Here is a 25,157-nt window from a genome sequence, read left to right on the forward strand (position 1 = left end):
CACGGCCGATGCCGCCGTACACCACCAGTTCTTTCGGGTTTTCGGCCACCTGTGGGTCGAGGTTGTTCATCAGCATGCGCAGCGGCGCTTCAGTCAGCCAGCTTTTGGCGGTCAGCGTGTTGCCGCGGGCAGCGCGGATTTCGACGTCACGGTACTGGGTAGGCTTGGTCACAAAAAATTCCTCAACGATCAATGCGCGAACATGACTGGTGCGAAGAGATATTCATGGACTCTTACGCACACATCTTTACTTGTACATACAAGCATATGCAATCAAGCGGCCAACTTGGCTGAGGGCAGTTGCAGATTTTTTGTGAACGGGAGCGCAGGCCTTGAAAAACAGGGCTAAGCGCCTTGGTGAATTTTCTTGCAGAGGTTTTTTACAGCGAGGGAGGCTTGTTACTCAGGCAGGCTTTTGCGCCATGCTGGGGCATTCGGTAACAAGTTGGTGCGAGGAGTGGGAACAGTTTTTTTAGGAGCGAGCTTGCTCGCGAAAAAGGTACATTCAACACAGCAATACGCCTGAAATACCTTCGCGAGCAAGCTCGCTCCTACAGTGGTTTAGTGTGCGGTCAGTTCAATAACGCAGCAGCGGCCAGTGACGCTGACGTCCAGCAGGCCGGTGTTACCGTCCAATTGCAGGCAGTCGTGACGGTTCAGCCGCTCATCGAGCACCTTCACCTCGTCGCCCACGCTGAACACCAGCACGGTGTGCGCCGCACTGAAGAAACGCTGCGTGCCGTCCATCCACTGCAACCGCGCCTGATAGCGCTGCGGCGAATAGATCAGGTTGAAGTCGCGGATCGGCCCGCCCACCAACCGGCAGGACACCTGGCTGTCACCCTTGAACGCGAACGGCTCCAGCGGTAACAACCCGCGCTGCTCGTCGCCATCCACCGTCAGCACCATGCCCGAGCCTTGCAGCACGGTGATGATGCGCTGGTACCCGGCAAAGGTAGAGAACCCGCCCGACTCGCCGATATCGGCAATCGACAGGCGCCAGCCAAAGCCATCCAGGCCCTCGCCCGCGTCACGGGTGATTTCTTCAGTGCTGCCGCCGCCGTTTTTCCACGGCATACGCACGTAATCGGCGGCGCGCCAGACTTTCATCGAACTCATTTACTGAAACGTCCTTCCAGGCTATGACGCGAACCGGGGTGGATCAAACGCGCCGCTGTTACCGGTTGGCGGCCAGACCAGGTGCGGCGGCGAATCAACAGGCACGGCTCGCTGGTTTCGATTTGCAGCAGCTTGCATTCGTGGGCATCGGCCAGGATCGCCTCCACCACGTGCTCGCCTTCGGTCAGCGGCGCCACCTGGTTGAGGTAGGCATAAGGTGTTTGCTGGGTGAAATCCTGTTGCAGGTATTCCGGCGCTACCAGGGCGTTGACGAAGCGGTCTTCGATTTGCACCGGGATGTCGTTTTCGTAGTGCACGATCAGCGAGTGGAACACCCGCCCGCCTTCGCGCATTTCCAGGGCCACGGCGCGCTCGGAACCGGCGGCTTCTTCACCGAGGGTGATCACCTTGCACGTATGACGATGACCGCGGGAGGCGATCTCATCGGCAATGTTGTGCACTTCAAACAGGGCCGACTGGCTCTTGGGCTCGGCGACAAATGTGCCCACGCCTTGCATGCGCACCAGCAGGCCTTCGGCGGTCAACTCGCGCAGGGCGCGGTTGATGGTCATGCGGCTGAAGCCCAACTGGTTGACCAATTCGCTCTCCGACGGCACGCGATAATGCGGCGGCCAGTTGCCGTTGAGAATCTGCTGGCTGATCATCTGTTTGACACGGGCATACAAGGGCGCCGGACTTTCGTCCATGTGGGCAGCCAGTGGAGACTTGGCGGGCGGAGTCGGCACAGGGAATCCTTGTTGGTGAAAAAGAAGCATAGCTTGCCGGAGTTTACCGAGCAGGCAAACGTCTGTATATGTATATACAAATAAACACACGACCGGGGTGCCTGAATCATGTCCGCTTTCTTTGCCGAACGCGCGCTGCTGCCTAATGGATGGGCCAATGATGTACGTCTTGAAGTCAGCGCCGATGGCGTGCTGACCAAGGTTGAGCCCAACGCCAGCGCAGACGGCGCCGAACGGCTCAGGGGCCCGGTGTTGGCGGGCATGCCGAACCTGCATTCCCACGCGTTCCAGCGGGCAATGGCCGGGCTGGCGGAAGTGGCCGGCAACCCGAATGACAGCTTCTGGACCTGGCGCGACCTGATGTATCGGATGGTCGGCAAGATCAGCCCCGACCAGTTGCAGGTCATCGCCCGCCAGCTGTATATCGAGATGCTCAAGGCCGGCTACACCTCGGTGGCCGAATTTCATTATGTGCACCACGACGTCAGCGGCCAGCCGTATGCCGACCCTGCGGAGCTGTCGCGGCAAATCAGCCAGGCGGCCGCCAGCAGCGGTATCGGCCTGACCTTGCTGCCGGTGCTCTACAGCCACTCCGGTTTCGGCGGCCAGGCCCCCAACGAAGGCCAGCGGCGTTTTATCAACAGCACCGAGAACTACCTGAACCTGCAATCACGCCTGCAACCGATTCTGGCCGCGCAACCGGCGCAGCAACTGGGCTTGTGCTTCCACTCGCTGCGCGCGGTCACACCGCAGCAGATCAGCGAAGTGCTGGCCGCCAGCGATAAAGCGTGCCCGGTGCATATCCACATCGCCGAGCAGCAGAAGGAAGTCAACGACTGCCTGGCGTGGAGCGGCAAGCGTCCGCTGCAATGGCTGTATGACAATGTTGAAGTGGATCAGCGCTGGTGCCTGGTGCACGCCACCCACGCCAACCCGGAAGAAGTGACGTTGATGGCCAAGAGCCGGGCGATTGCCGGGCTGTGCCTGACCACCGAAGCCAACCTGGGCGACGGGATTTTCCCGGCGGTTGATTTCCTGGCCCAGGGCGGGCGTATGGGGATTGGTTCCGACAGCCACGTTTCCTTGAGCGTGGTGGAAGAATTGCGCTGGCTGGAATACGGCCAGCGGTTGCGGGACCAACGGCGCAACCGGCTGTATCGCAGCGATCAGCCGATGGTCGGCCGTACGCTGTTCGATGCCGCGCTGGACGGCGGTGCCGAAGCGCTGGGGCAGCCGATTGGGCGCCTGGAAGTCGGCAAGCGTGCAGACTGGCTGGTGCTGGACGGCAATGATCCGTACCTGGCGACGGCGAACGAAGACGGGATTCTCAATCGCTGGCTGTTTGCCGGTGGTGATCGCCAGGTGCGCGACGTGCTGGTCAACGGCCAGTGGGTGATTCGCGACGGGCATCACGCCGCCGAAGAAGACAGCAGCCGCGCGTTTACCCAGGTATTGCGGGATTTACTGGGCTAACAGACGACACATAACAAATGTGGGAGCGGGCTTGCCCGCTCCCACATTGGATTGGCGCTGTTTCGTATTACTGAGACGTCTTCGCCATCTGCTTGTCCGACGTACGCCAGATCAACCGAGTGGTGTCATACCCCTGTTGCCGCGCCCTGCTCAGCAGGTCTTCGCGGGTGTCGGCGCTGACGGTCGGCGTGCGTGACAACAACCACATGTAGCGCCGGTTCGGGCTACCAACAATGGCGGTCTTGTAGTCATCGCTGACGTAAAGCACCCAGTAATCACCCTTGGCCACACCCGGCAACAACGCGGTGAACCAGTTATTGAATTCGACCCAGAGCTTGTCGGTCTTGCCGGCGACCTGCGGCGTTGCGGTGCCCTTGGCTTCTTGCCACTTCCACTCAGGCGTCAGGCAGCGGTTGAACACCGACATATTGCCATCGGGCAACAGCGTGTAGCGGGCTTCGGACTGTGCGCAATTGCGCTGGAAGTACATCGGTAAACGGGCCAACTCATACCAGGTGCCCTGGTAACGCTTGAAGTTGACGCTGCCAACAGTCTTGGGTTGCAGATCATCGCCAGAATGGCTGGCGCAGCCCGCCAAAAACAGGCTGGCGCAGAGGTATAGAACGAAACGCATCATGTTGTTTTTCTCCCGCGGGCTTTCGCCCCGGTTTACTTCAGGCCTTGCCCGGAAAAAATCAGTACTTTGTCACCGGCGTATTGCACGCTGATAAAGCTGTTTTTATCGCCCCAGGTGCAACTGGACATACCCAGTGCGCCAGAACAATCAGTCGGCTTACCCAGCAACGACTCAACTTCGGCCTTGGGCATGCCGGCCGACAATTTTGCGTAATTTTCTTGAGTGACCTTGCTGCAAGCGGCCAGAAGCACGCAAAACGACAACAGGGCGAGACGGCGTAACGACATGGAATAACTCCTGGAGAGACGAAGCAGCTTGGGGGTCTGCCAGAAGCTTAGAAGGGAAAAGAGGTGTCTGGTTCCCGACGAGCGAAAACAAAAAAACCCCGAAAACGCTGAAACGTTTCGGGGCTTCTTATCGTTCAAAACTTCACGTCTTGAATTCATCTGTGGCGAGGAAGTTTGCTCCCGTTCGGGTGCGCAGCGCCCGCAAGCTTCTTGGGGCCGCTTCGCAGCCCAACGGGAGCAAGCTCCCTCGCCACAAGGGCTTGCGCAAAGACTTACGCCTTGTGGTAACCGGTCACACGCTCAACTTCTTCCTTCGAGCCCAGGAACACCGCCACACGCTGGTGCAGGCCTTCAGGCTGGATGTCGAGGATGCGCTGGTGGCCGTCGGTAGACGCTCCGCCCGCCTGCTCAACCAGGAACGACATAGGGTTGGCTTCGTACATCAGGCGCAGTTTGCCCGGTTTGGAGGGCTCGCGGCTGTCACGTGGGTACATGAACAGGCCACCACGGGTCAGGATACGGTGCACGTCGGCAACCATCGCGGCCACCCAGCGCATGTTGAAGTTCTTCTTCAACGGGCCTTCTTCACCTGCCATCAACTCGCCCACATAGCGGGTGACTGGCTCTTCCCAGTGGCGCTGGTTGGACATGTTGATCGCAAATTCCTGGGTGGACGCAGGAATGGTGATGTCTTCGTGGGTCAGCACGAAGCTGCCCATTTCGCGGTCCAGGGTGAAGCCTTTGACGCCGTCGCCCAGGGTCAGTACCAGCATGGTCTGCGGGCCGTAGATCGCATAACCGGCAGCAACCTGCTCGGTACCTGGCTGCAGGAAGGCCTTTTCGTTCAGCGCTTCGTTCTGGCTCAGGTATTCGTTCGGGCAACGCAGTACCGAGAAGATGGTGCCGACCGGAGCGTTGATGTCGATGTTCGACGAGCCGTCCAACGGGTCGAATACCAGCAGGTACGCGCCTTTCGGGTATTTGCCCGGGATCTGGTAGGCATTGTCCATTTCTTCGGACGCCATGCCGGCCAGGTGACCGCCCCATTCGTTGGCTTCGAGCAGGATTTCGTTGGAAATCACGTCGAGTTTCTTCTGCACTTCGCCTTGTACGTTTTCAGTGCCCATGCTGCCCAGGACACCACCCAACGCGCCTTTGGAGACGGCGTGGCTGATTTCCTTGCAAGCACGCGCCACCACTTCGATAAGGAAGCGCAGATCGGCAGGCGTGTTGTTGCTGCGGGTCTGCTCGATCAAATAGCGACTCAGGGTAACGCGGGACATGGAAGGCTCCGGAATTTGGGGGCTAAAAACCCGCGCAGTTTAACGCGAGTCGGGGCGTATTTCCTCCTATCAGAGGATTTAAACCCAATAGAGTTCATGGACATTATTTAACGCGCCACCGGCGGCTTGCGCAGCAAACTGTAGGCCATGGCTCCCAGTGCCGCCACACCGAGCAGCAGCACGGCCCAAAGACCGAGCTTTTTCCAGTTCGGCCCGGCATCAACAGGGGCCTCAACTGTCGGCGATGTGACCACCACCGCCCCCGCCGCCTTGGCCTGCCCAAGCCCGGCGAGGCGTTCGGCGCTGTAATCCGGAATCAGCGTCGACAGCGGCAAGTTCGCACCTTTCACCGACGGATTGCCCAACGCCAGGGTAAACGGTGGCTCGCCCCGCGCCAGGAACACCAACTGCGTGGCCCGTACCGCAAAGCTCAAGGTCGGCGCTTCCACACCCAGACCACCGCCACGCTCGTCCACGTCGAGCTTGAGCTGCGCAACAGCCTGGCCCGGCAGCTGCAATTCGTTCTGTAAAACATCCTGGCCGTTTTGCGTCAGCCGGTAGAGCAACCCGCTGCTCAGGGGCTGCCAGGCCTGATTGCTTTCCCGGCGGCCCGACAAGGTGACCGGCGCGAGGCTATTGGCTTGGTTCAAGTCGATGCGCAGACGTTCGACGTTCAGCGCGTTGGGCAGCTGCCAGCTATATTCGCCCGCCTTGAGACGGCTACCCGACAGTGGCTGCGACCATACCAGCGGCAACGGCAAACTATGCGCACTGACACTCTCCAGTTGCGCCGACGTCAGCACCGGTGCCGCCTGGCCTTTCCACAACAGGCGCAGATAACGCGCCGATTGCCCCGGCAAACTCACTTCATGTTGCTCGACGCGTTCATCGGCAAACGACAGCCGAGCGACCTGCCCTTCGCCCCACGAGCGCCAGTGCTGCAAGTCGTCGCTGGCTTCGATGCTGAAACGCTGGAAGCCGTCGCGCTCGCTGGTCCAGTCGAGGATCAGTTGCTGCAACGGCGCCTTGATCGCACTGGCATCGAGCAGCCAACCGCGCAACACTTCTTCGCCCGCTTCCAGTTGGCTCGGCGGCTGCACCTGCACCAGCGTGCCGGTGGCCGTGGATTGCACGCGCACGCTGGGCACGGCTTCAGTGGAGTCAGCGGCGGCGTACAGCGGGAACCACTTCACGTTGGCCGGGCTGCGGCTTTCAGTGCTTTGCGCCGACTGCCGCGCCAGCGCGTAGGCCTGTTGCTCGCCGGCTGCGTTGAACACACGTACGTCACTCAGGTCGGCCTGGCGGGCGCTCAACTGCACCGCCAGCGGCAGCTCCAGGCGGTACCACGGGCCTTCGCCGCTGACCGTCAGCGGTACCCGCGTGGTGAAATCGGCAGGTGTTTCCTGGGCCCAGGCCGATAACGTTGTGCACAACCCCAACAGCGCCACACTCAGTTTGCCCATCAAGAGGCCACTCCTTCAGTTTCAACCACCGGCTCGGCGCGCTTGGGCGGCAGCGGGGCGAAATAGCCCACCACCAGCAACAGCCCGCCCACACCAATAAACGATACGATCCGCGCCAGCCCGCCACGGTTGCTCAATTCGACGAAGAACAATTTGGCGACCACCACGGCAATCAGCGCCGCACCGATCAGCCACACCTCGCGACGATGACGCAGATGGCCGCCGATCATCAGGCTCAGGGCGATCAGGGTCCAGACGATCGACAGCCCGGCCTGCACCAGCATCGACGCAAGCAGCGCATCCAGATGGAACGGCACGCCGCCCCAATGGTGAGCCGTGCGCATCACCAGCGCGGTGAAGAAGGCGAACAACGAAACGCCGGCAACCGCCTGGGCGACCAGCTCGGCGCGCGGCCCGCGCTGGGGAGCCGCGCTTCGGGACCACAGGTACACACCCAGCAGCGCGAACAACAATCCCAGATCCAGCGGATTAAGCAGTGGCACATACGGCAGCGGCTCGGCGGTGCCGTCACTGAAGATATTCGCCAGCCAGAACCAGCCAAGCATCAGCACTGCCAGAGGCAACGCGGCATACAACCGGTACTCGCGCGGGTACGCCGACACCGGCCATGGCCAACTGCGCGGCGCGGCGGCCAGCACCAGGTACAGGCTTGGCAGAATCGCCCAGCCCAGCCAGCGCCAGGCGTTGTATTCCTCGGACAGCAACAACAGGCCGTAGCGCAACTCCAGCGCCAGCACGCCGATCAGCAGCCAGCAGCCGAGCACATGCGCAGCGCTCAGGGCTTTTTCCGGGATGACCAAGGCCAGACGACGCAGCGACACGAAGTGCACCGCAAACACCGCCGCCCACGCCAGCCAGGCGACATTCGCCGCCGGGTGATAACGCGAGCCCCACGCGCCCAGCAACACCACGCCCGCCGCCGGCATCAACAGCGTGCACAACAGGCCCAGCGACGCCCATTGCAGCCGCAGGGCCAGCACCGCCCAGATCGCCACACTCACTGCCGCCATTGCCAGCAACCAGGTGCCTTGCAGCATCGATGGCGCAAAACGCAGCACTTCGCTGACCAACGCCAGCGTCCACCAGGCCGCCCCCCACACCAACAGCACGTCGGACAACCGCTGCAAACTCAGCACCTCGAACACCGGCGCATGGGGCCGACGCTGCAAGCGCCAGGCACCGATCAGCGCTGCCAGCCCGAGCACCATTGGCGTCCAGAAACCGCTATGGCCCAAAGGCCGCAAGCCCTCGCTGGTCAGCGGCCCGAGCAGGTCCGGCACCGCGATCAGGAAGGAAGCGCCGCCGATGACTTGCAGCAGCAACCCGAAGACAAAGCTCACGCGCTGTTGCAGGTAGAGGCTCAGCCAGATGATCAACAAGCCGCTGGCCGCCCACACGCCGCTGGCGGTCTCCCACGGCAATACAAACAGCACCGCCAGGTTGATCAGCACCAGCCCGGCCAGCAGCACCAACGAGAGGCCACGCAACAACCGCACATCGCTGCGCACCATGCTGTCCCGCGCCGCCAGCAGCATGCCGCCGATCAACGCCAGGCCAATCAGCGAGGCGGTGAGCAAGCCGCTCCAGCCCGCACTGAACACCGCACCCGAATCGGCGCCCGCCTGCAACCGCAGCAAGAACAGCGCCCCGCCCAGCAGTTGCACGGCAAACGCGGTGAAGAGGAACGTGCGCGAGCCGATGCGCAGGCCGACCAGCAAGGTCGCAAGGCCGGCAATCGCCCAACTGATGGCCGTGCCTTGGGTCAACAACAGCAGCGGAGCCAGCAGGTACAAGAAGCCCAGGCCGACACTGGCCAATACCGGCAAGCCACGACGTTCCCAATCCGCCGACTGCTCAGCCGGGGCCTTGCGCAGTTGATGGAAACTGAACAGCAATGCAGCGCCCAGCAGCAGCGCACCCAACGGTGCGCCATCCAACAGGCTGGTCTCTCCAATCCGCAATTCGCTGAGGAACGCCAGCGCCGAGCCGACTTGCAACAGCAAGCCGAACGCCCGCGCCAAAGGCCGCTGCTGGCGCAGGCCTAGCCAGAAGATCCCGGCGCCTTCCACGGCCCAGGCCGCCGCGGTCCAGCGTGCGTCGAGGCCCAGGGGAATCGCCAGGCTGGCGAAGATCACACCCAGTGCCAGGCAGGTTTCCGCCAGCAGCAAGGCGCGACCGCCACTCAGCAAACGAGCCAGGCCCATGTAGATGATGCCCAGAGCCAGCGCACTGAACGCAGCAGCAAACTCCAGGTGCTGCACCAGCGCAAACTGCAACCCGAAGCCCACCACCGGCGGGCCAAACAGCATGCTGCCGTCGACATAATCGCCCTTGGCCGCCGACCAGCGCAGCAACGCGCCACGGCTGTCATCGTCCGGTGCGTCGTTCATCTCCAGCAGCTTGCGCCGGGCGAACAATAGGCCAATGCCCAGGTACATCAGGAAAAACAGAACCAGGAACAGCTCGGTGCTCCACAACAGCTCCGGCGTATAGGAGCGCATGCCCCAGGCGAAGCCGATGCCGAAGGTGCCGACGAAACCGATCAGGTTGAGCAGGCGCCAGGCCTTGAACCAGGCGATGGCAAGAATGCCCGCGTTGAGCAGGGCGAAATAGCTGAACAGCGCCACGTGGTTGCCGGCGCCGGTAGACGTAAGAATCGGCGCGGCAAACCCGCCGAGCGCGGCGGCGCAGGCCAGGCCGAGGGCGTCCTGGGTAATCGCCAGGATCGCCGAGAACACCGTGACAGCCACCAGCAAGCCAAGGGCTGCACCGGGATCAAGCAGCGGGTGCAGGCGCATGGCGGCGAACACCGTCAGGTACAACACGGCGATGCCGGTACCTTGCAGCATCAACCCGTAATTGCTGTTGCGCAGCCGCAGCCACCAGCCCAGGCCCAGCAAGGCCAGCGCGCAGCCAGCAACGCCCGCGTAACGCAACTCGATCGGCACCACCATGCCTTCAGTGGCATAACGCAGCAGGAAGGCCAGGCCGAGGAACAACAGCACCACGCCGACCCGCAGCACGGTGTTGCCACCGAACAGCCAGTTGCGTGCACCGCTGATGGCGCGCTCGATGAAGTTGGGGCCACGAGGTACCGCAGGCGCGGCAGGTTGTTCAGGGATGCTTTCGCTCGGTTCAGCCCTCCAGACGTCAGCCGGCAATGGCTGGCTGGGTTCGGCCGCTAACGTTGCGTAGGCAGGTTCCAGATCGGCGGGTAATTCCCAGACGAGTTCGGGCGCAGCCGTTGCCGGCAGTGGCTCTTCGACAAAGATTGGTTCGAGGGTTTCAACGGGACCCGGCCTTTCCAGCAAGGCCAGACGTTGCTCGACCACCTTCAGGGCGTTGCGGGCAGATTCCAGCTGACGGCCTTGTTCATCCGTGCGCGAGGCGAGCATCGACAGGCGAATCGCCTGGCCAATGCCCAAACCGAGCAGCGCTCCAATGCCCGCATCACTGAACGACTCATCGAGTGTCCAGCCAAGCACCAGGCCAATCAGCATGAAAATCCATTGCATGGTCGATATCCCTAAGCAGCCCGAAGCGGGCAAAGGCGATGCTCAGTATATCGACACGGACCCAATGTGGGAGCGGGCTTGCTCGCAAAGGCGGTGGATCAGTCACAAATTCGTCGACTGACACTGCGCTTTCGCGAGCAAGTCGAATCGTCGCACCGCCGCTCCCACATTTTGTATTGCGGTGTCTAATCCAACGCTTTCCAGATCTCGGTCGCGTATTCGCGGATGGTCCGGTCCGACGAGAACCAACCCATGCGCGCGGTATTGAGCACCGCCGAGCGCCACCATTCCTTGGAGTCGTGCCAATGCGCCTCGACCCGCGCCTGGGCATCCCAGTAGGAATCGAAGTCAGCGCATACCAGGAAGCGGTCGTAGTCGATCAGCGAATCCACCAGCCCAGCGTAACGGCCCGGATCATCCGGCGAGAACACCCCGCCGCGAATCGCTTGCAGCACATCGTTCAAGCGATGGGACGCGGCAACGTCCGGCCCGGCATTGAACTCACCGGCATGTTTGCGCGCTTCCACCTGCTCGGCGCTGAGGCCGAAGATGAACATGTGGTCGCCGCCCACCCGCTCGTGCATCTCGACGTTGGCGCCATCCATGGTGCCGATGGTCAACGCGCCGTTGAGGCCGAACTTCATGTTGCTGGTGCCAGAGGCCTCAAAGCCAGCGGTGGAGATCTGCTCCGACAGGTCGGCCGCCGGAATGATGCTTTCCGCCAGGCTGACGTTGTAGTTGGGCAGGAACACCACCTTGAGCAAACCGCGCACGGTAGGGTCGTTGTTGACGGTACGGGCGATGTCGTTGGTCAGCTTGATGATCAGCTTGGCCTGGTGATAACTGGCCGCCGCCTTGCCGGCAAAGATCTTCACCCGAGGCACCCAGTCGGTGCCCGGCTCGGCACGAATCGCCTGGTACAGCGCGACGGTGTGCAGCAGGTTCAACAACTGGCGCTTGTACTCGTGGATCCGCTTGACCTGCACATCAAACATCGCCGCCGGGTTGACCGAAATCCCCAGGCGTTCGTGAATGATGTCAGCCAGCGCGCGCTTGCTGTGCAGGCGCTGTTCGGCGAAGGCTTTGCGGAAGGCTTGCTTCTCGGCAAAGGTTTCCAGCTCTACCAGGCGGGTTTCGATGTTGTCGAGAATGTCCGGGCCCAGCGCTTCCACCAGCATCGCGGTGAGCTTGGGGTTGGCCTGGAACAGCCAGCGGCGGAAGGTAATGCCGTTGGTTTTGTTATTGATGCGGTCCGGGTAGAGCTTGTGCAGTTCGGAGAACACCGTGCTGCGCATCAGTTGGGTGTGCAGGCCCGACACGCCGTTCACGCTGTGGGAACCGAGGAATGCCAGGTTGCCCATGCGCACGCGGCGGCCGTTGTCTTCTTCGATCAGCGACACTGCGCGCAGCACGTCAAAGTCATGAATGCCCTTGGCCCGCAGCGAGTCGATATGTTGGGCGTTGATCAGGTAGATGATCTGCATGTGCCGCGGCAGCATGCGTTCCATCAAACCTACCGGCCACGTCTCCAAGGCCTCGGGCAGCAGGGTGTGGTTGGTGTACGACAGGGTTTCGACGGTCACGTCCCACGCGGCCTCCCACGGGATGTCGTGCAGGTCGACCAACTGGCGCATCAACTCGGCCACCGCAATCGATGGGTGCGTGTCATTGAGCTGGATGGCCGCGTGTTCGCCCAGGCTCAGCACTGAGCCGTGCATGTTTTTGTGGCGGCGCAGCAAATCCTGCAGCGAGGCGGAAACGAAGAAGTATTCCTGGCGCAGGCGCAGTTCCTGCCCTGCTTCGGTGCTGTCTGCCGGGTAAAGCACTCGGGAGATGCTTTCGGCGCGGGCCACTTCGGCAACGGCGCCCAGGTGGTCACCGGCGTTGAAGCGTTCCAGGTGCAGGTCCTCTACCGCGCGGGCACGCCACAGGCGCAAGGTGTTGACGCTGGCGCCGCGCCAGCCGACTACCGGCGTGTCATAAGCTACTGCGCGTACGGTTTCATTCGGTGACCAGACCTGAATCGACTTGCCGGAGGCGTCCAACAGGGTTTCCACACTGCCGCCAAAGCCGATCGGGTAGATCACTTCAGCGCGCTCGAACTCCCATGGGTTGCCGAAATCCAGCCAGCGTTCGGTTTGTTCCTGCTGCCAGCCATCGACAATCGCCTGGCGGAACAGCCCGTGTTCATAACGAATGCCATAACCGTGGCCGGCAATGCCCAGCGTCGACATGCTTTCCATAAAGCACGCAGCCAGACGGCCAAGGCCACCGTTGCCCAGGGCCGCGTCGGGCTCCAGCAGGCGAATGCGCTCCATGTCCACGCCCAGCTCGCTCATGGCCTCGCGGGCCACGTCCAGCAGGCCGAGGTTGCTCAGGCTGTCGTAGAGCAGACGGCCGATCAGGAATTCCAGCGAGAGGTAATAGACCCGCTTCTGTCCCTTGCGGTAGATGTTCCGCGTGTGGTCCATCCAGTGCTCGACCATATGGTCGCGGGCGGCCAGTGCAATGGCTTCGAACCAGTCGTGGTCGAAGGCGTGATCGGGGTCCTTGCCCACCGCATAGGTAAGTTTGGTCAAGACAGCATCGCGAAATGCGGCTACCTCTGCTTCTCGTACAAGCGGTTCCTGAGACATCGATGCGACCTCGGGCGAGATAGAAGGAGTTGCTAGAGCCTAGACGGTCTGACAGACCGTAGACGCTCTGGTTCGGCAGTTTTTTAACTCATTCACCTTTGCGCTAATTAGATGCAGGGGCCGTGCCCGTTTGTGGCTTAACACAGCCTTCGAGCTGAAACCTGGAAGATATTGTTCAAAAAAACACCAATTCCGGTATGATCCCGCGCCGGATAACACCCCTCTTGGAAACCTGATGAAGCCTCAACTGATCGCCGCCGCGGAACTCGACCGTCTCGAGACCTGGCAGAAATACTCAAGCCATATGTGTGGCGGCTGTGTGTCGAGCTGCTGCACCCTGCCGGTTGAGGTGAAGATCAAGGACCTGATCCGCATCGGTATCGTCGATGAGTTCGAGCGTGGCGACCCGCCGAAGAACATCGCCAAGCGCTTGCAGAAAGAAGGCATCGTGGAGCGCTTCAACTCCAAATCCGAGATTTTTACCCTGCAGCGCATGAGCAACAACGATTGCCTGTACCTGGATCGTAAGAGCCGCTTCTGCACTATTTATGACAAGCGCCCGGATACTTGCCGCAATCACCCGAAAATCGGGCCACGGCCTGGGTATTGCGCGTACAAGCCGAAGGAAGTGGTGCGCGAGACTAAATTGCGCACGCTCGATAAGTTCTGATCCAAATTCTTTATTGCCTGAACTACCGCCTTCGCGAGCAAGCCCGCTCCCACATTTGAAATGCATTCCAAATGTGGGAGCGGGCTTGCTCGCGAAGGGGCCCGGATAGTCACCGCACAAACCCCAGACAAACAAAAACGCCCCCGACCGTAAGGTCGGGGGCGTTTTTTTTACAGCTAACTAAGAGACTTAGTTACCGGATTTTTTCGCAGCGCGGGTACGCTCGCTTTCGCCCAGGATCTTCTTGCGAAGACGGATGGACTTAGGAGTGACTTCGCACAATTCGTCTTCTTGAACGAATTCCAGAGCCTGCTCCAGGGTGAAGCGGATAGGCGGAACCAGAGCGATGGTTTCGTCTTTACCCGAAGCACGCATGTTGTCGAGCTTCTTGCCTTTGGTTGGGTTGACGCCCAGGTCGTTGTCGCGGCTGTTGATGCCGACGATTTGACCTTCGTACACGTCTTCACCGTGACCCAGGAACAGTTTGCCGCGAGCTTGCAGGGTTTCCAGCGAGTAAGTCAGAGCCTTACCGGTAGCAACCGAAACCAGCACGCCGTTCTGACGGCCGGACATGTCGCCGGACTTCATCACGTCGTAACGGTCGAAGATCGAGGTCAGGATGCCTGCACCGGAGGTCAGGGTCAGGAACTCGTTACGGAAACCGATCAAGCCACGAGCCGGGATGTTGTACTCAAGGCGCACACGGCCCTTGCCATCCGGAACCATGTTGGTCAGGTCGCCTTTACGGATACCGATCTGTTCCATGATCGAACCTTGCGATTCTTCCGGCAGGTCGATGGTCACGTTTTCGTACGGTTCGTGCTTGACGCCGTCAACCATGCGGATGATCACTTCCGGACGACCAACACCCATTTCGAAGCCTTCGCGACGCATGGTTTCGATCAGTACCGAGAGGTGCAGCTCACCACGGCCAGAGACTTTGAACTTGTCGGCGGTGTCGCCTTCTTCAACGCGCAGGGCAACGTTGTAGAGCAGTTCTTTGTCCAGACGCTCTTTGATGTTACGGCTGGTGACGAACTTGCCTTCACGGCCGCAGAACGGCGAGTCGTTAACCTGGAAGGTCATCGAAACGGTGGGTTCGTCAACGGTCAGCGGCTTCATCGCTTCAACGTTCTGTGGGTCGCACAGGGTGTCGGAGATGAACAGCTGGTCGAAGCCGCTGATGCAGACGATGTCGCCGGCAGCTGCTTCTTCAACGTCTACACGGTGCAGACCGTGGTGACCCATCAGCTTCAGGATACGGCCGTTACGGCGCTTGCCATCAGCATCGATAGCCACAACCGGAGTATTCGGCTTGACGCGACCACGAGCGATACGGCCAACGCCGATGATGCCCAGGAAGCTGTTGTAGTCCAGTGCGGAGATTTGCATCTGGAACGGACCATCGCGGTCGACTTTCGGCGCAGGTACGTTGTCGACGATCGACTGGTACAGCGGGGTCATGTCTTCAGCCATGTCGGTGTGTTCCAGACCGGCAATGCCGTTCAGGGCCGAGGCGTAGACGACTTTGAAGTCCAGCTGTTCTTCGGTAGCACCCAGGTTGTCGAACAGGTCGAAGATCTGGTCCAGAACCCAGTCCGGGCGTGCGCCTGGACGGTCAACCTTGTTGATCACCACGATTGGACGCAGGCCGGCTTCGAAAGCCTTCTTGGTCACGAAACGGGTTTGCGGCATAGGGCCGTCTTGAGCGTCAACCAGCAGCAGAACGGAGTCAACCATCGACATTACGCGTTCAACTTCGCCGCCGAAGTCGGCGTGGCCCGGGGTGTCCACGATGTTGATGTGGTAGCCGTTCCAGTTGATGGCGGTGTTTTTCGCCAGAATGGTAATACCGCGCTCTTTCTCCTGGTCGTTGGAGTCCATCACGCGCTCGTCGTTGAGCTCGTTGCGCTCCAGGGTGCCGGATTGACGCAAGAGTTTGTCTACCAGGGTGGTCTTACCATGGTCAACGTGAGCAATGATGGCGATGTTGCGTAGATTTTCGATCACTTGTGTATCTCGATCAGAGGATTCGGTGTGCTGACAGGTCGTGGCAGCGATTAACAGTAGAGTCAGGCCTTGCCGTTACAGCTTGACGGCAGAGTCGGGGGGCCGGTGACGCAGGCCACAGGCAAACAGCCCCGGGCTCTTAGCTCGGTCGATAAACGCGCACATTGGCATGCCCCTCACTGAGCAAATGGTGGGCATGCAGGCGACTCATCACGCCTTTGTCGCAATACAACAGGTACTGACGGCTGTCATCCAGTTCCTTGAAACGCGCATTCAATGCATAGAACGGCAGCGTTTGTACGTCGATGCCAGCAATTTCCAGCGGCTCGTCTTCAGCGGCATCCGGGTGACGGATGTCGATGATGATCTGACCGGCCAGAGCCTCGCTGACTTCTTCGATCTGCAAATCCTGGCCCAATTCGTCGATAACCCGATCGATCGGCACCAGTTTGGCGTTCTCAAGCGCACGCTCGAGCACCGCCATGTCGAACTGTTGTTCTTCGTACTCCACGCGGTTGCGCTTGGCGTGGGTCTTGGGGTTCACCGAGATGACCCCGCAATATTCCGGCATGTGCTTGGCGAAATCCGCCGTGCCGATCTGGGTCGCCAGGTCGATGATGTCTTGCTTGTGACTGGCGATCAGCGGGCGCAATACCAGCTTCTCGGTCACAGAGTCGATCAACGACAGGTTCGGCAGGGTCTGGCTGGACACCTGGGAAATCGCTTCACCGGTGACCAGTGCGTCGATTTCCAGCCGATCCGCGATTCGGGACGCAGCGCGCAACATCATACGCTTCAATACTACGCCCATATGACTGTTATCGACTTTCCCGAGAATTTCTCCCAGGACTTCCTCGAACGGTACGCTGACAAACAGCACCCGTTGCGAGCTGCCGTACTTCTTCCAGATGTAATGCGCGACTTCCATCACGCCCAATTCGTGGGCACGCCCGCCCAGGTTAAAGAAGCAGAAGTGGCTCATCAGCCCGCGGCGCATGATCTGGTAGGCCGCCACGGTGGAATCGAAACCGCCAGACATCAATACCAGGGTCTGTTCCAGTGCGCCCAGCGGGTAACCGCCGATGCTGTCGTGCTGGCTGTGGATCACAAACAACCGTTGGTCGCGAATTTCCATGCGCACTTCAATTTGCGGCTCTTTCAGGGAAATTCCGGCTGCGCCGCACTCGCGACGCAGCTTGCTGCCAACGTATTTCTCTACATCCATGGAGGTGAACGGGTGCTTGCCGGCGCGTTTGCAGCGCACCGAAAACACCTTGCCCGCCAGTACATCGCCGTAGTGCTGTTTGCACTTTTCGGTGATGTCGTCGAAGTCGCCCAGCGGGTACTCGTCAACCTGCAGGAAATGCGCGATGCCCGGCACGCAGCTCAAGCGCTCGGTCATGTCCTTCAAGGCCTTGGGGTCTGTGAGGCGGGTTTCCAGTTCGAGATTGTCCCACACACCGTTCACCACCACAGCCGGGTCCAGATCGCGGAGCACGGCACGGATGTTCTTGGCCAATTGACGGATGAAACGCATCCGTACCGGTCGGCTCTTGATGGTGATCTCGGGGAATACTTTAACGATTAATTTCATGAAAACAGCGCGCGCAGGCCCAGCCGAAAAAGGGGGGCGCGGATTATAGCGGAAATCGCTCAAGGTTTAACCAGTTAATATGCAACGGACCTTTCGCGCACCAAAACGGGTCATAATCGAAAATTAGCGCTACATTGCGGTGCGCAATTTCTTCCGTTTTAGCGGATTGCACCTTTATAGGGGCGTTTTTGTGGCAAAAAACCCATGTCGGGGCACTGGCATGCAATTTGCTCTCTTGTGAGGCAGGTTGCCTTGGTCGAGTATTCGCGCCGGCATCACCCACATTCTAAGGGCTAACTCCACTACCCCAGCCCGAAGCCACCCGGAGGACACTATGTCGAAGTCGGTTCAACTCATCAAAGATCATGACGTCAAATGGATTGATCTGCGCTTCACGGACACAAAAGGCACTCAGCACCACGTGACCATGCCGGCTCGCGACGCGCTGGATGACGCCTTCTTCGAAGAAGGCAAAATGTTCGACGGTTCCTCCATTGCCGGTTGGAAAGGCATCGAAGCTTCCGACATGATCCTGATGCCGGACGACAGCACCGCCGTACTCGACCCGTTCACCGAAGACCCAACTTTGATCATCGTCTGCGACGTGATCGAGCCTTCGACCATGCAAGGCTACGACCGTGACCCACGTGCGATCGCCAAGCGTGCCGAGGAATACCTGAAGTCGACCGGTATCGGTGACACCGTATTCGTTGGCCCAGAACCAGAATTCTTCATCTTCGATTCGGTCAAGTTCAAGTCCGACATCTCTGGCTCCATGTTCAAGATCTTCTCCGAACAAGGTTCGTGGATGTCCGACCAGGACATCGAAGGCGGCAACAAAGGCCACCGTCCTGGTATCAAAGGCGGCTACTTCCCGGTTCCTCCGTTCGACCACGACCACGAAATCCGTACCTCCATGTGCAACGCCATGGAAGAGATGGGCCTGGTCATCGAAGTTCACCACCACGAAGTGGCGACTGCCGGCCAGAACGAAATCGGTGTGAAGTTCAACACCCTGGTTGCCAAGGCTGACGAAGTTCAGACCCTGAAGTACTGCGTACACAACGTGGCTGATGCCTACGGCCGTACCGCTACCTTCATGCCTAAGCCTCTGTACGGCGATAACGGTTCGGGTATGCACGTTCACCTGTCCATCGCCAAAGATGGCAAGAACACCTTCGCTGGCGAAGGTTATGCCGGCCTGTCCGACACTGCCCTGTACTTCATCGGCGGTATCATCAAACACGGTAAGGCCCTGAACGGCTTCACCAACCCGTCGACCAACTCCTACAAGCGTCTGGTCCCAGGTTTCGAAGCTCCAGTCATGCTGGCCTACTCGGCTCGCAACCGTTCCGCTTCGATCCGCATTCCTTACGTGTCCAGCCCTCGTGCTCGCCGTATCGAAGCTCGCTTCCCGGATCCAGCAGCCAACCCGTACCTGGCCTTCGCGGCCCTGGTAATGGCCGGCCTGGACGGTATCCAGAACAAGATTCACCCAGGCGACGCCGCCGACAAAAACTTGTACGACCTGCCGCCTGAAGAGGCCAAAGAGATCCCACAAGTGTGCGGCAGCCTGAAAGAAGCCCTGGAAGAGCTGGACAAGGGCCGTGCGTTCCTGACCAAAGGCGGCGTGTTCAGCGACGACTTTATCGATGCCTACATCGCCCTGAAAAGCGAAGAAGAAATCAAGGTCCGCACCTTCGTACACCCACTGGAATACGAGCTGTACTACAGCTGCTGATCCGGTAGCGCCGCTTAACGTAGCGTGACAAAAAAGACCTCCTTCGGGAGGTCTTTTTTTGCCCGCAAAACCCTGTGGGAGCGGGCTTGCTCGCGAAAAATTCAAAGGCGCCGTATTTCTTCAATATTTACGCGTTATCGTTAACGACCTTCGCGAGCAAGCTCGCTCCTACAGAAGAGGGATCTGCCTTGAAACTCAAACTTGGGTTCATCTTGCTGGCCATCAGCACCAACGTATTCGCCGCACCACCGACTCTGGCCCCACTGCACGACAGCATCGCCGAACGCCTGGCGATTGCCGACCAGGTGGCCCTGAGCAAATGGGACAGCCACAAGCCCGTTGAAGACCGGCCGCGAGAGCAGGATGTGATCGCCAGCGTCGTCGCCCAGGCGCCGAGCTACAAGCTGGCACCGGCGCAGGCCGAGCAGTTTTTCTCGGCCCAGATCGAGGCGAACAAACTGGTGCAGTACGCCCACTTGTCCGACTGGCAGCTTCAAGGCAAGGCACCCAACGACCCACGTCCTGATTTGGTCGGGCAGATTCGCCCTAAACTGGACCTGTTGCAAAAACGCCTGCTGCAACAACTGGCGGACTTCACGCCCGAGCGCAGCAACCCGCAATGTCCGCAATGGCTGGCCCAGGCCAATCACGCACCTGCAAACGACCCGCTGCACCAACTGGCGATGATCCGCGCCACCGCCGAGCTGTGCCTCTACAAAGGCTGAGCCTCAGGAAAGCCTTTTGGCTTTCCTGAACAGACTTCTGAAAACCGCACTATATTGGTGCGATACATTGCACCCTTCCCACTTACCCAGCCCATTTTGGTTCGAAACTTCCCGCTGAAGCTGGCAGAACGCCACAGTTTCGCGCCTTAAACCCCCATTTCAGGGCTTTAACGCTTCTTTTCGGAGCCTTGGTTTGTTTTTTGCATTTTCCTTGTATCAGCGCATGCCTCAAGGCCGCGCCTTGCTCCAAAAGAGGTCCTAATGACCATCAGCGACGCACTGCACCGCCTGCTACTCGACAACCTGACCACCGCGACCATCCTGCTCAATGACGAACTTCGCCTTGAGTACATGAACCCGGCGGCGGAGATGCTACTGGCCATCAGCGGCCAGCGCAGCCATGGGCAATTCATCAGTGAGCTGTTCACTGAGTCGGCCGAGGCCTTGAGCTCATTGCGCCAGGCCGTGGAGCAGGCGCACCCGTTCACCAAGCGCGAAGCGATGCTCACCGCCCTCACCGGCCAGACCCTGACCGTCGACTACGCGGTCACACCGATCCTGAGCCACGGCGCCACCTTGCTGCTGCTGGAGGTGCATCCCCGTGATCGCCTGCTGCGCATCACCAAGGAAGAGGCGCAACTGTCCAAGCAGGAAACCAGCAAGATGCTGGTGCGCGGCCTGGCCCACGAGATCAAGAACCCGTTGGGCGGGATTCGCGGCGCCGCACAGTTGCTGGCCCGCGAGCTGCCGGACGAGAACCTCAAGGACTACACCAACGTCATCATCGAGGAAGCCGACCGCCTGCGTAACCTGGTAGACCGCATGCTCGGCTCCAACAAGCTGCCGTCGCTGGCGATGACCAACGTCCACGAGGTTCTGGAGCGCGTTTGCCAACTGGTGGAGGCCGAAAGCCAGGGTTGCATCACCTTGGTGCGCGACTACGACCCAAGCATTCCCGACGTATTGATCGACCGCGAGCAGATGATTCAGGCAGTGCTCAATATCGTGCGTAACGCCATGCAGGCCATCAGCAGCCAGAACGAACTGCGCCTGGGCCGCATCAGCCTGCGCACCCGCGCCCTGCGCCAGTTCACCATCGGCCACGTGCGCCATCGCCTGGTGACCAAGGTCGAGATCATCGACAACGGCCCGGGCATCCCTGCAGAGCTGCAGGAAACCATCTTTTTCCCAATGGTCAGCGGCCGCCCGGACGGTACCGGGCTGGGCCTTGCCATTACCCAGAACATCATCAGCCAGCACCAGGGCTTGATCGAGTGTGAGAGCCATCCTGGCCACACCACGTTCTCGATCTTTCTGCCACTGGAACAAGGAGCCCCATCGACATGAGCCGTAGTGAAACTGTCTGGATCGTCGATGACGACCGTTCTATCCGCTGGGTCCTGGAGAAAGCCTTGCAACAGGAAGGCATGACCACCCAGAGCTTCGACAGCGCCGACGGGGTGATGAGCCGCCTGGCTCGCCAGCAGCCCGACGTGATCATCTCTGACATCCGCATGCCCGGCGCCAGTGGCCTGGACTTGCTGGCGCGGATTCGCGAGCAGCACCCGCGCCTGCCGGTGATCATCATGACCGCGCACTCGGACCTGGACAGCGCTGTCGCGTCCTATCAGGGCGGTGCCTTTGAATACCTGCCAAAGCCGTTCGACGTGGACGAAGCCGTGGCGCTGGTAAAACGCGCCAACCAGCACGCCCAGGAACAGCAGAACCAGGAAGCCCCGCCGGTCCTGACCCGTACTCCGGAAATCATCGGCGAAGCGCCGGCGATGCAGGAAGTGTTTCGCGCCATCGGGCGTTTGAGCCACTCCAACATCACCGTGCTAATCAACGGCGAATCGGGTACCGGTAAAGAGCTGGTGGCCCATGCCCTGCACCGTCACAGCCCACGGGCGGCGTCGCCGTTCATTGCGTTGAACATGGCGGCGATTCCGAAGGACTTGATGGAGTCGGAACTGTTCGGCCATGAAAAAGGCGCCTTCACCGGCGCAGCCAACCTGCGCCGTGGCCGTTTTGAACAAGCCGATGGCGGCACGCTGTTCCTCGATGAAATCGGCGACATGCCGGCCGACACCCAGACGCGCTTGCTGCGGGTACTGGCCGACGGCGAGTTTTATCGCGTAGGCGGGCACACGCCGGTCAAGGTCGACGTACGCATCATCGCGGCGACTCACCAAAACCTCGAAACCCTGGTGCATGCCGGCAAATTCCGTGAAGACTTGTTCCACCGTCTGAACGTGATCCGTATCCACATCCCACGGATGTCGGACCGCCGCGAAGACATCCCGACCCTGGCCCGTCACTTCCTCAGCCGCGCCGCCCAGGAGCTGGCCGTCGAGCCGAAGCTGCTGAAAAACGAGACCGAGGAATACCTGAAGAACCTGCCATGGCCGGGCAACGTACGCCAGTTGGAGAACACCTGCCGCTGGATCACCGTGATGGCTTCGGGTCGCGAAGTGCACATCAGCGACCTGCCGCCCGAGCTGCTGAGCCTGCCTCAGGATTCGGCACCAGTGACCAACTGGGAGCAGGCGCTGCGCCAGTGGGCCGACCAGGCTCTGGCACGTGGCCAGTCGAACCTGCTGGACAGCGCTGTGCCGGCCTTCGAGCGGATCATGATCGAAACCGCCCTCAAGCATACCGCCGGTCGTCGTCGCGACGCCGCCGTGCTGCTGGGCTGGGGCCGCAACACCCTGACTCGCAAGATCAAGGAACTGGGGATGAAGGTCGATGGCGGTGACGATGATGAGGGCGATGAGGGCTGACCCCGTCTCAAATCCACCGAAAACCCCATGTGGGAGCGGGCTTGCTCGCGAAAACGGTGTGTCAGTCACTGGATATATTGACTGATACACCGCCTTCGCGAGCAAGCCCGCTCCCACATTTGCATCCGCACAAGGCTTTAAACCGTGCACCGCTTCAATGCACCACGAACCGGCATCGCGCACTTATCCAACGCCTGAAACACATGTCTTGTTAAATAAATATTAAAAGCTGAAAACGCCAAAGCCCCGTATTCCGGGGCTTTGCGCTTTCTGAAGAATTTTTTTTGCACAACTTCACAATTCTGGCACGCGCCCTGCAATAACCCCGTTACTACCCAGTTTCGGGGACCTTGGTACAGGCAGGCCGAGAATCCCCTCTTTACACCCGGGGCGCTTGATGCGGATCGCGTCGCGCCCCACACCCGTTTCGGGAACCTCGGTACAGGCAGGCCGGGGATTCCCTCTTTAACACCGAAGCCTTTGGCTTCACCCCGTTTTGGGAGCCCTGGTACAGGCAGGCCGGGAACTCCCTTCTTTACACCCGGGGCTTATGAGGCAACTCGCCCATAGCCCCAGCCCGTTTTGGGAACCTTGGTACAGGCAGGCCGGGGATTCCCTCTTTTATTGCTCCTGGAGATGGATCTCCAACCGCCAGCGTCCTTCGACCTTCCCCCCCGACCATTCCCCGCGCAACGGCCGAGCCGCCACCAGGTTGAGCAGCAAGCCGCCATCGGTCTCGCGTACCCGCCAGTTCACGTCCTTGTCATTGACCTTCAACTGCCCGCCCTGCGCCTTGCCGAGCGCGTCGAACAACAGCGCCACGGTACCGTCGATATGCTCGCCGTGCAGCTTGGGTTCGCTGTTGAACCACACCACCACGCCATCGGCGACAGGCTCGACCTGCTGCAGCTCAACCGGGTCTGGCGTGGTCAGCCGGCCGATCATCAGGCCCACCATCAAGCCGACAATCGCCAACGAGCCCAAAACCCGTGGCAATAGCTTCGGCCTGGGGTCTTCTTCAGGGGTAGAATGCAGCGCATCTTTGCCTTCGGAGCCGTGCATGTTTCACGTCATCCTTTTTCAACCAGAAATTCCGCCGAATACCGGCAACGTTATCAGGCTGTGCGCCAACAGTGGCTGCCACCTGCATTTGATCGAGCCGTTGGGCTTCGACATGGACGACAAGCGCCTGCGCCGCGCGGGGCTCGACTACCACGAGTACGCCACCCTGCAACGCCATGCCGACCTCGCCAGTTGCCTGGAAAGCCTGAACCACCCACGGTTGTTCGCGTTTACCACCAAGGGTTCGCGGCCGTTCCATGATGCCAGCTTTGCCGAGGGCGACGCCTTCCTGTTCGGCCCGGAAAGTCGGGGCCTGCCGGCAGACGTACTCGACGCCCTGCCCGACGGCCACCGTCTGCGCTTGCCGATGCGCGAAGGCTGTCGCAGCCTGAACCTGTCCAATACCGTGGCCGTCGCGGTTTACGAAGGTTGGCGGCAACTCGGTTTCAAGTAACACACATAACAAATGTGGGAGCGGGCTTGCGTGGGAGCGGGCTTGCTCGCGAATACGGTGCATCAGACACACATTCAGTGACTGACACTCCACTTTCGCGAGCAAGCCCGCTCCCACACAAACCAGCTCCCACATTTAGTCCTGCGTCGGGTTCGAAATTACTGAACCGTTGGCGAACCTTCCTGTTGCATGCGCTGCAGCTCTTGCGCATACAGGGCATCGAAGTTCACCGGAGCCAGCATCAGCGCCGGGAACGAGCCACGGGTGACCAGGCTGTCCAGGGTCTCACGGGCATACGGGAACAGGATGTTCGGGCAGAACGCGCCCAGGGTGTGGCTCATGGACGCTTCGTCCAGGCCCTGGATCAAGAAGATACCAGCCTGTTGCACTTCAGCGATGAAGGCCACTTCTTCGCCGTTCTTGACGGTCACCGACAAGGTCAGCACGACTTCGTGGAAGTCGCCTTCCAAAGCCTTTTGACGGGTGTTCAGGTCCAGCGCGACGCTCGGGGTCCATTCCTGACGGAAGATGGCCGGGCTTTTTGGCGCTTCGAACGACAGGTCACGTACGTAAATACGCTGCAGGGAAAATTGTGGGCCTTGAGCCTCTTCTGCTGCCGCTTCGGTGTTCTGTTGGTCAGTCATCGCAGATCCTTCGTGAACTTGGGGTCTTTTAGGGGTTTGGAGTCAGACGTGAAGCAGCGCTTCCAGTTTACCGGCGCGCTCAAGTGCGAACAGGTCATCGCATCCACCGACATGCTTGTCACCGATCCAGATCTGCGGCACGGACGTGCGTCCCGCTTTCTTGGTCATTTCGGCGCGCACCTGGGGCTTGCCATCAACCTTGATCTCTTCGAAGGCAATGCCCTTTTTCTCAAGCAGGGCCTTGGCCCGCATGCAATAAGGGCAATAATCGCTGGAATAAACGACAACCTGGCTCAT

At 60.2% G+C, this 25,157-nt stretch carries 20 protein-coding genes and 1 pseudogene; 7 read left to right on the plus strand and 14 right to left on the minus strand.

Annotated features, from left to right (window positions below; translation table 11 throughout):
* From CEC48_RS23220 to hutC, 3 genes and pseudogenes are all read right to left on the minus strand, one after another.
* Positions 1-172, minus strand: a pseudogene (locus CEC48_RS23220) (urocanate hydratase); the annotation flags it as partial.
* Positions 173-561: 389 nt separating this feature from the next.
* Positions 562-1,119 carry a HutD family protein gene (locus tag CEC48_RS23225; protein WP_088425885.1) on the minus strand — a complete coding sequence of 186 codons (558 nt, stop codon included), beginning with the start codon at positions 1,117-1,119 and terminating at the stop codon, positions 562-564.
* A complete protein-coding gene (gene hutC / locus CEC48_RS23230) occupies positions 1,116-1,826 on the minus strand; it encodes a histidine utilization repressor (RefSeq protein ID WP_256579770.1) in 711 nt (236 codons plus the stop codon). The genes CEC48_RS23225 and hutC overlap by 4 nt, the downstream gene beginning before the upstream one ends.
* Positions 1,827-1,973: 147 nt before the next feature.
* On the opposite strand from hutC, the gene CEC48_RS23235 reads away from it, so the two are divergent.
* Complete coding sequence (locus tag CEC48_RS23235; RefSeq protein WP_088425886.1) at positions 1,974-3,338, plus strand: formimidoylglutamate deiminase; 1,365 nt, start codon at positions 1,974-1,976, stop codon at positions 3,336-3,338.
* A 67-nt stretch (positions 3,339-3,405) separates the two neighbouring features.
* On the opposite strand, the gene CEC48_RS23240 is transcribed toward CEC48_RS23235, so the two are convergent.
* The 6 genes from CEC48_RS23240 to CEC48_RS23265 all read right to left on the minus strand — a co-directional run bounded on the left by CEC48_RS23240 (position 3,406) and on the right by CEC48_RS23265 (position 13,180).
* Complete coding sequence (locus CEC48_RS23240) at positions 3,406-3,975, minus strand: lipocalin family protein (RefSeq protein WP_088425887.1); 570 nt, start codon at positions 3,973-3,975, stop codon at positions 3,406-3,408.
* A gap of 32 nt (positions 3,976-4,007) precedes the next feature.
* Positions 4,008-4,262 carry a hypothetical protein gene (locus CEC48_RS23245; RefSeq protein ID WP_003217986.1) on the minus strand — a complete coding sequence of 85 codons (255 nt, stop codon included), beginning with the start codon at positions 4,260-4,262 and terminating at the stop codon, positions 4,008-4,010.
* A gap of 272 nt (positions 4,263-4,534) precedes the next feature.
* Positions 4,535-5,545, minus strand: coding sequence for a class 1 fructose-bisphosphatase (locus CEC48_RS23250; RefSeq protein ID WP_003217989.1), 1,011 nt, complete (start codon positions 5,543-5,545; stop codon positions 4,535-4,537).
* A gap of 107 nt (positions 5,546-5,652) precedes the next feature.
* Complete coding sequence (locus tag CEC48_RS23255; protein WP_088425888.1) at positions 5,653-7,008, minus strand: DUF3999 domain-containing protein; 1,356 nt, start codon at positions 7,006-7,008, stop codon at positions 5,653-5,655.
* Positions 7,008-10,544, minus strand: a complete 3,537-nt coding sequence (locus tag CEC48_RS23260) for a DUF2339 domain-containing protein (RefSeq protein ID WP_088425889.1) — start codon at positions 10,542-10,544, stop codon at positions 7,008-7,010. Before CEC48_RS23260 ends, CEC48_RS23255 begins: the two co-directional genes overlap by 1 nt.
* 185 nt (positions 10,545-10,729) lie before the next feature.
* Positions 10,730-13,180 (minus strand): glycogen/starch/alpha-glucan phosphorylase, encoded by a 2,451-nt coding sequence (locus tag CEC48_RS23265; protein WP_088425890.1) that lies wholly within the window; start codon positions 13,178-13,180, stop codon positions 10,730-10,732.
* A gap of 235 nt (positions 13,181-13,415) precedes the next feature.
* Here CEC48_RS23265 and CEC48_RS23270 point away from each other — a divergent pair, with 235 nt between their 5' ends.
* Positions 13,416-13,850 carry a YkgJ family cysteine cluster protein gene (locus CEC48_RS23270; protein ID WP_088425891.1) on the plus strand — a complete coding sequence of 145 codons (435 nt, stop codon included), beginning with the start codon at positions 13,416-13,418 and terminating at the stop codon, positions 13,848-13,850.
* Between the two features lie 189 nt (positions 13,851-14,039).
* Here CEC48_RS23270 and typA read toward each other — a convergent pair whose 3' ends face one another.
* Together typA and thiI are read right to left on the minus strand one after the other, a co-directional pair.
* Positions 14,040-15,860, minus strand: a complete 1,821-nt coding sequence (gene typA, locus CEC48_RS23275; RefSeq protein WP_088425892.1) for a translational GTPase TypA — start codon at positions 15,858-15,860, stop codon at positions 14,040-14,042.
* Positions 15,861-15,999: 139 nt separating this feature from the next.
* On the minus strand, positions 16,000-17,454 hold the full coding sequence (gene thiI, locus CEC48_RS23280) for a tRNA uracil 4-sulfurtransferase ThiI (RefSeq protein ID WP_088425893.1): 1,455 nt from the start codon (positions 17,452-17,454) through the stop codon (positions 16,000-16,002).
* A gap of 334 nt (positions 17,455-17,788) precedes the next feature.
* Here thiI and glnA point away from each other — a divergent pair, with 334 nt between their 5' ends.
* The 4 genes from glnA (at position 17,789) to ntrC (ending at position 22,700) form a co-directional block, all read left to right on the plus strand.
* A complete protein-coding gene (gene glnA / locus CEC48_RS23290; protein ID WP_076018125.1) occupies positions 17,789-19,195 on the plus strand; it encodes a glutamate--ammonia ligase in 1,407 nt (468 codons plus the stop codon).
* 188 nt (positions 19,196-19,383) lie between these two features.
* Positions 19,384-19,920, plus strand: coding sequence for a chorismate mutase (locus CEC48_RS23295; RefSeq protein WP_088425895.1), 537 nt, complete (start codon positions 19,384-19,386; stop codon positions 19,918-19,920).
* A 261-nt stretch (positions 19,921-20,181) separates the two neighbouring features.
* Positions 20,182-21,267: a nitrogen regulation protein NR(II) gene (glnL, locus tag CEC48_RS23300; RefSeq protein WP_003218001.1), complete on the plus strand. Its 1,086-nt coding sequence runs from the start codon at positions 20,182-20,184 to the stop codon at positions 21,265-21,267.
* Positions 21,264-22,700, plus strand: coding sequence for a nitrogen regulation protein NR(I) (gene ntrC, locus CEC48_RS23305; RefSeq protein ID WP_088425896.1), 1,437 nt, complete (start codon positions 21,264-21,266; stop codon positions 22,698-22,700). Before glnL ends, ntrC begins: the two co-directional genes overlap by 4 nt.
* A gap of 621 nt (positions 22,701-23,321) precedes the next feature.
* Here ntrC and CEC48_RS23315 read toward each other — a convergent pair.
* Positions 23,322-23,762: a hypothetical protein gene (locus CEC48_RS23315; RefSeq protein ID WP_088425898.1), complete on the minus strand. Its 441-nt coding sequence runs from the start codon at positions 23,760-23,762 to the stop codon at positions 23,322-23,324.
* Between CEC48_RS23315 and CEC48_RS23320 the strand changes: the two genes are divergently transcribed.
* On the plus strand, positions 23,761-24,216 hold the full coding sequence (locus CEC48_RS23320; RefSeq protein ID WP_003218007.1) for a tRNA (cytidine(34)-2'-O)-methyltransferase: 456 nt from the start codon (positions 23,761-23,763) through the stop codon (positions 24,214-24,216). The two genes, CEC48_RS23315 and CEC48_RS23320, sit on opposite strands and share 2 nt — an antisense overlap.
* 158 nt (positions 24,217-24,374) lie before the next feature.
* Here the strand turns inward: CEC48_RS23320 and secB are convergent, their stop codons facing one another.
* Positions 24,375-24,860 (minus strand): protein-export chaperone SecB, encoded by a 486-nt coding sequence (gene secB / locus CEC48_RS23325; protein ID WP_003218009.1) that lies wholly within the window; start codon positions 24,858-24,860, stop codon positions 24,375-24,377.
* 42 nt (positions 24,861-24,902) lie between these two features.
* On the minus strand, positions 24,903-25,157 hold the full coding sequence (gene grxC / locus CEC48_RS23330) for a glutaredoxin 3 (RefSeq protein WP_088425899.1): 255 nt from the start codon (positions 25,155-25,157) through the stop codon (positions 24,903-24,905).

The sequence above is a fragment of the Pseudomonas sp. K2I15 genome, assembly GCF_002204795.1.
GTDB lineage: Bacteria > Pseudomonadota > Gammaproteobacteria > Pseudomonadales > Pseudomonadaceae > Aquipseudomonas.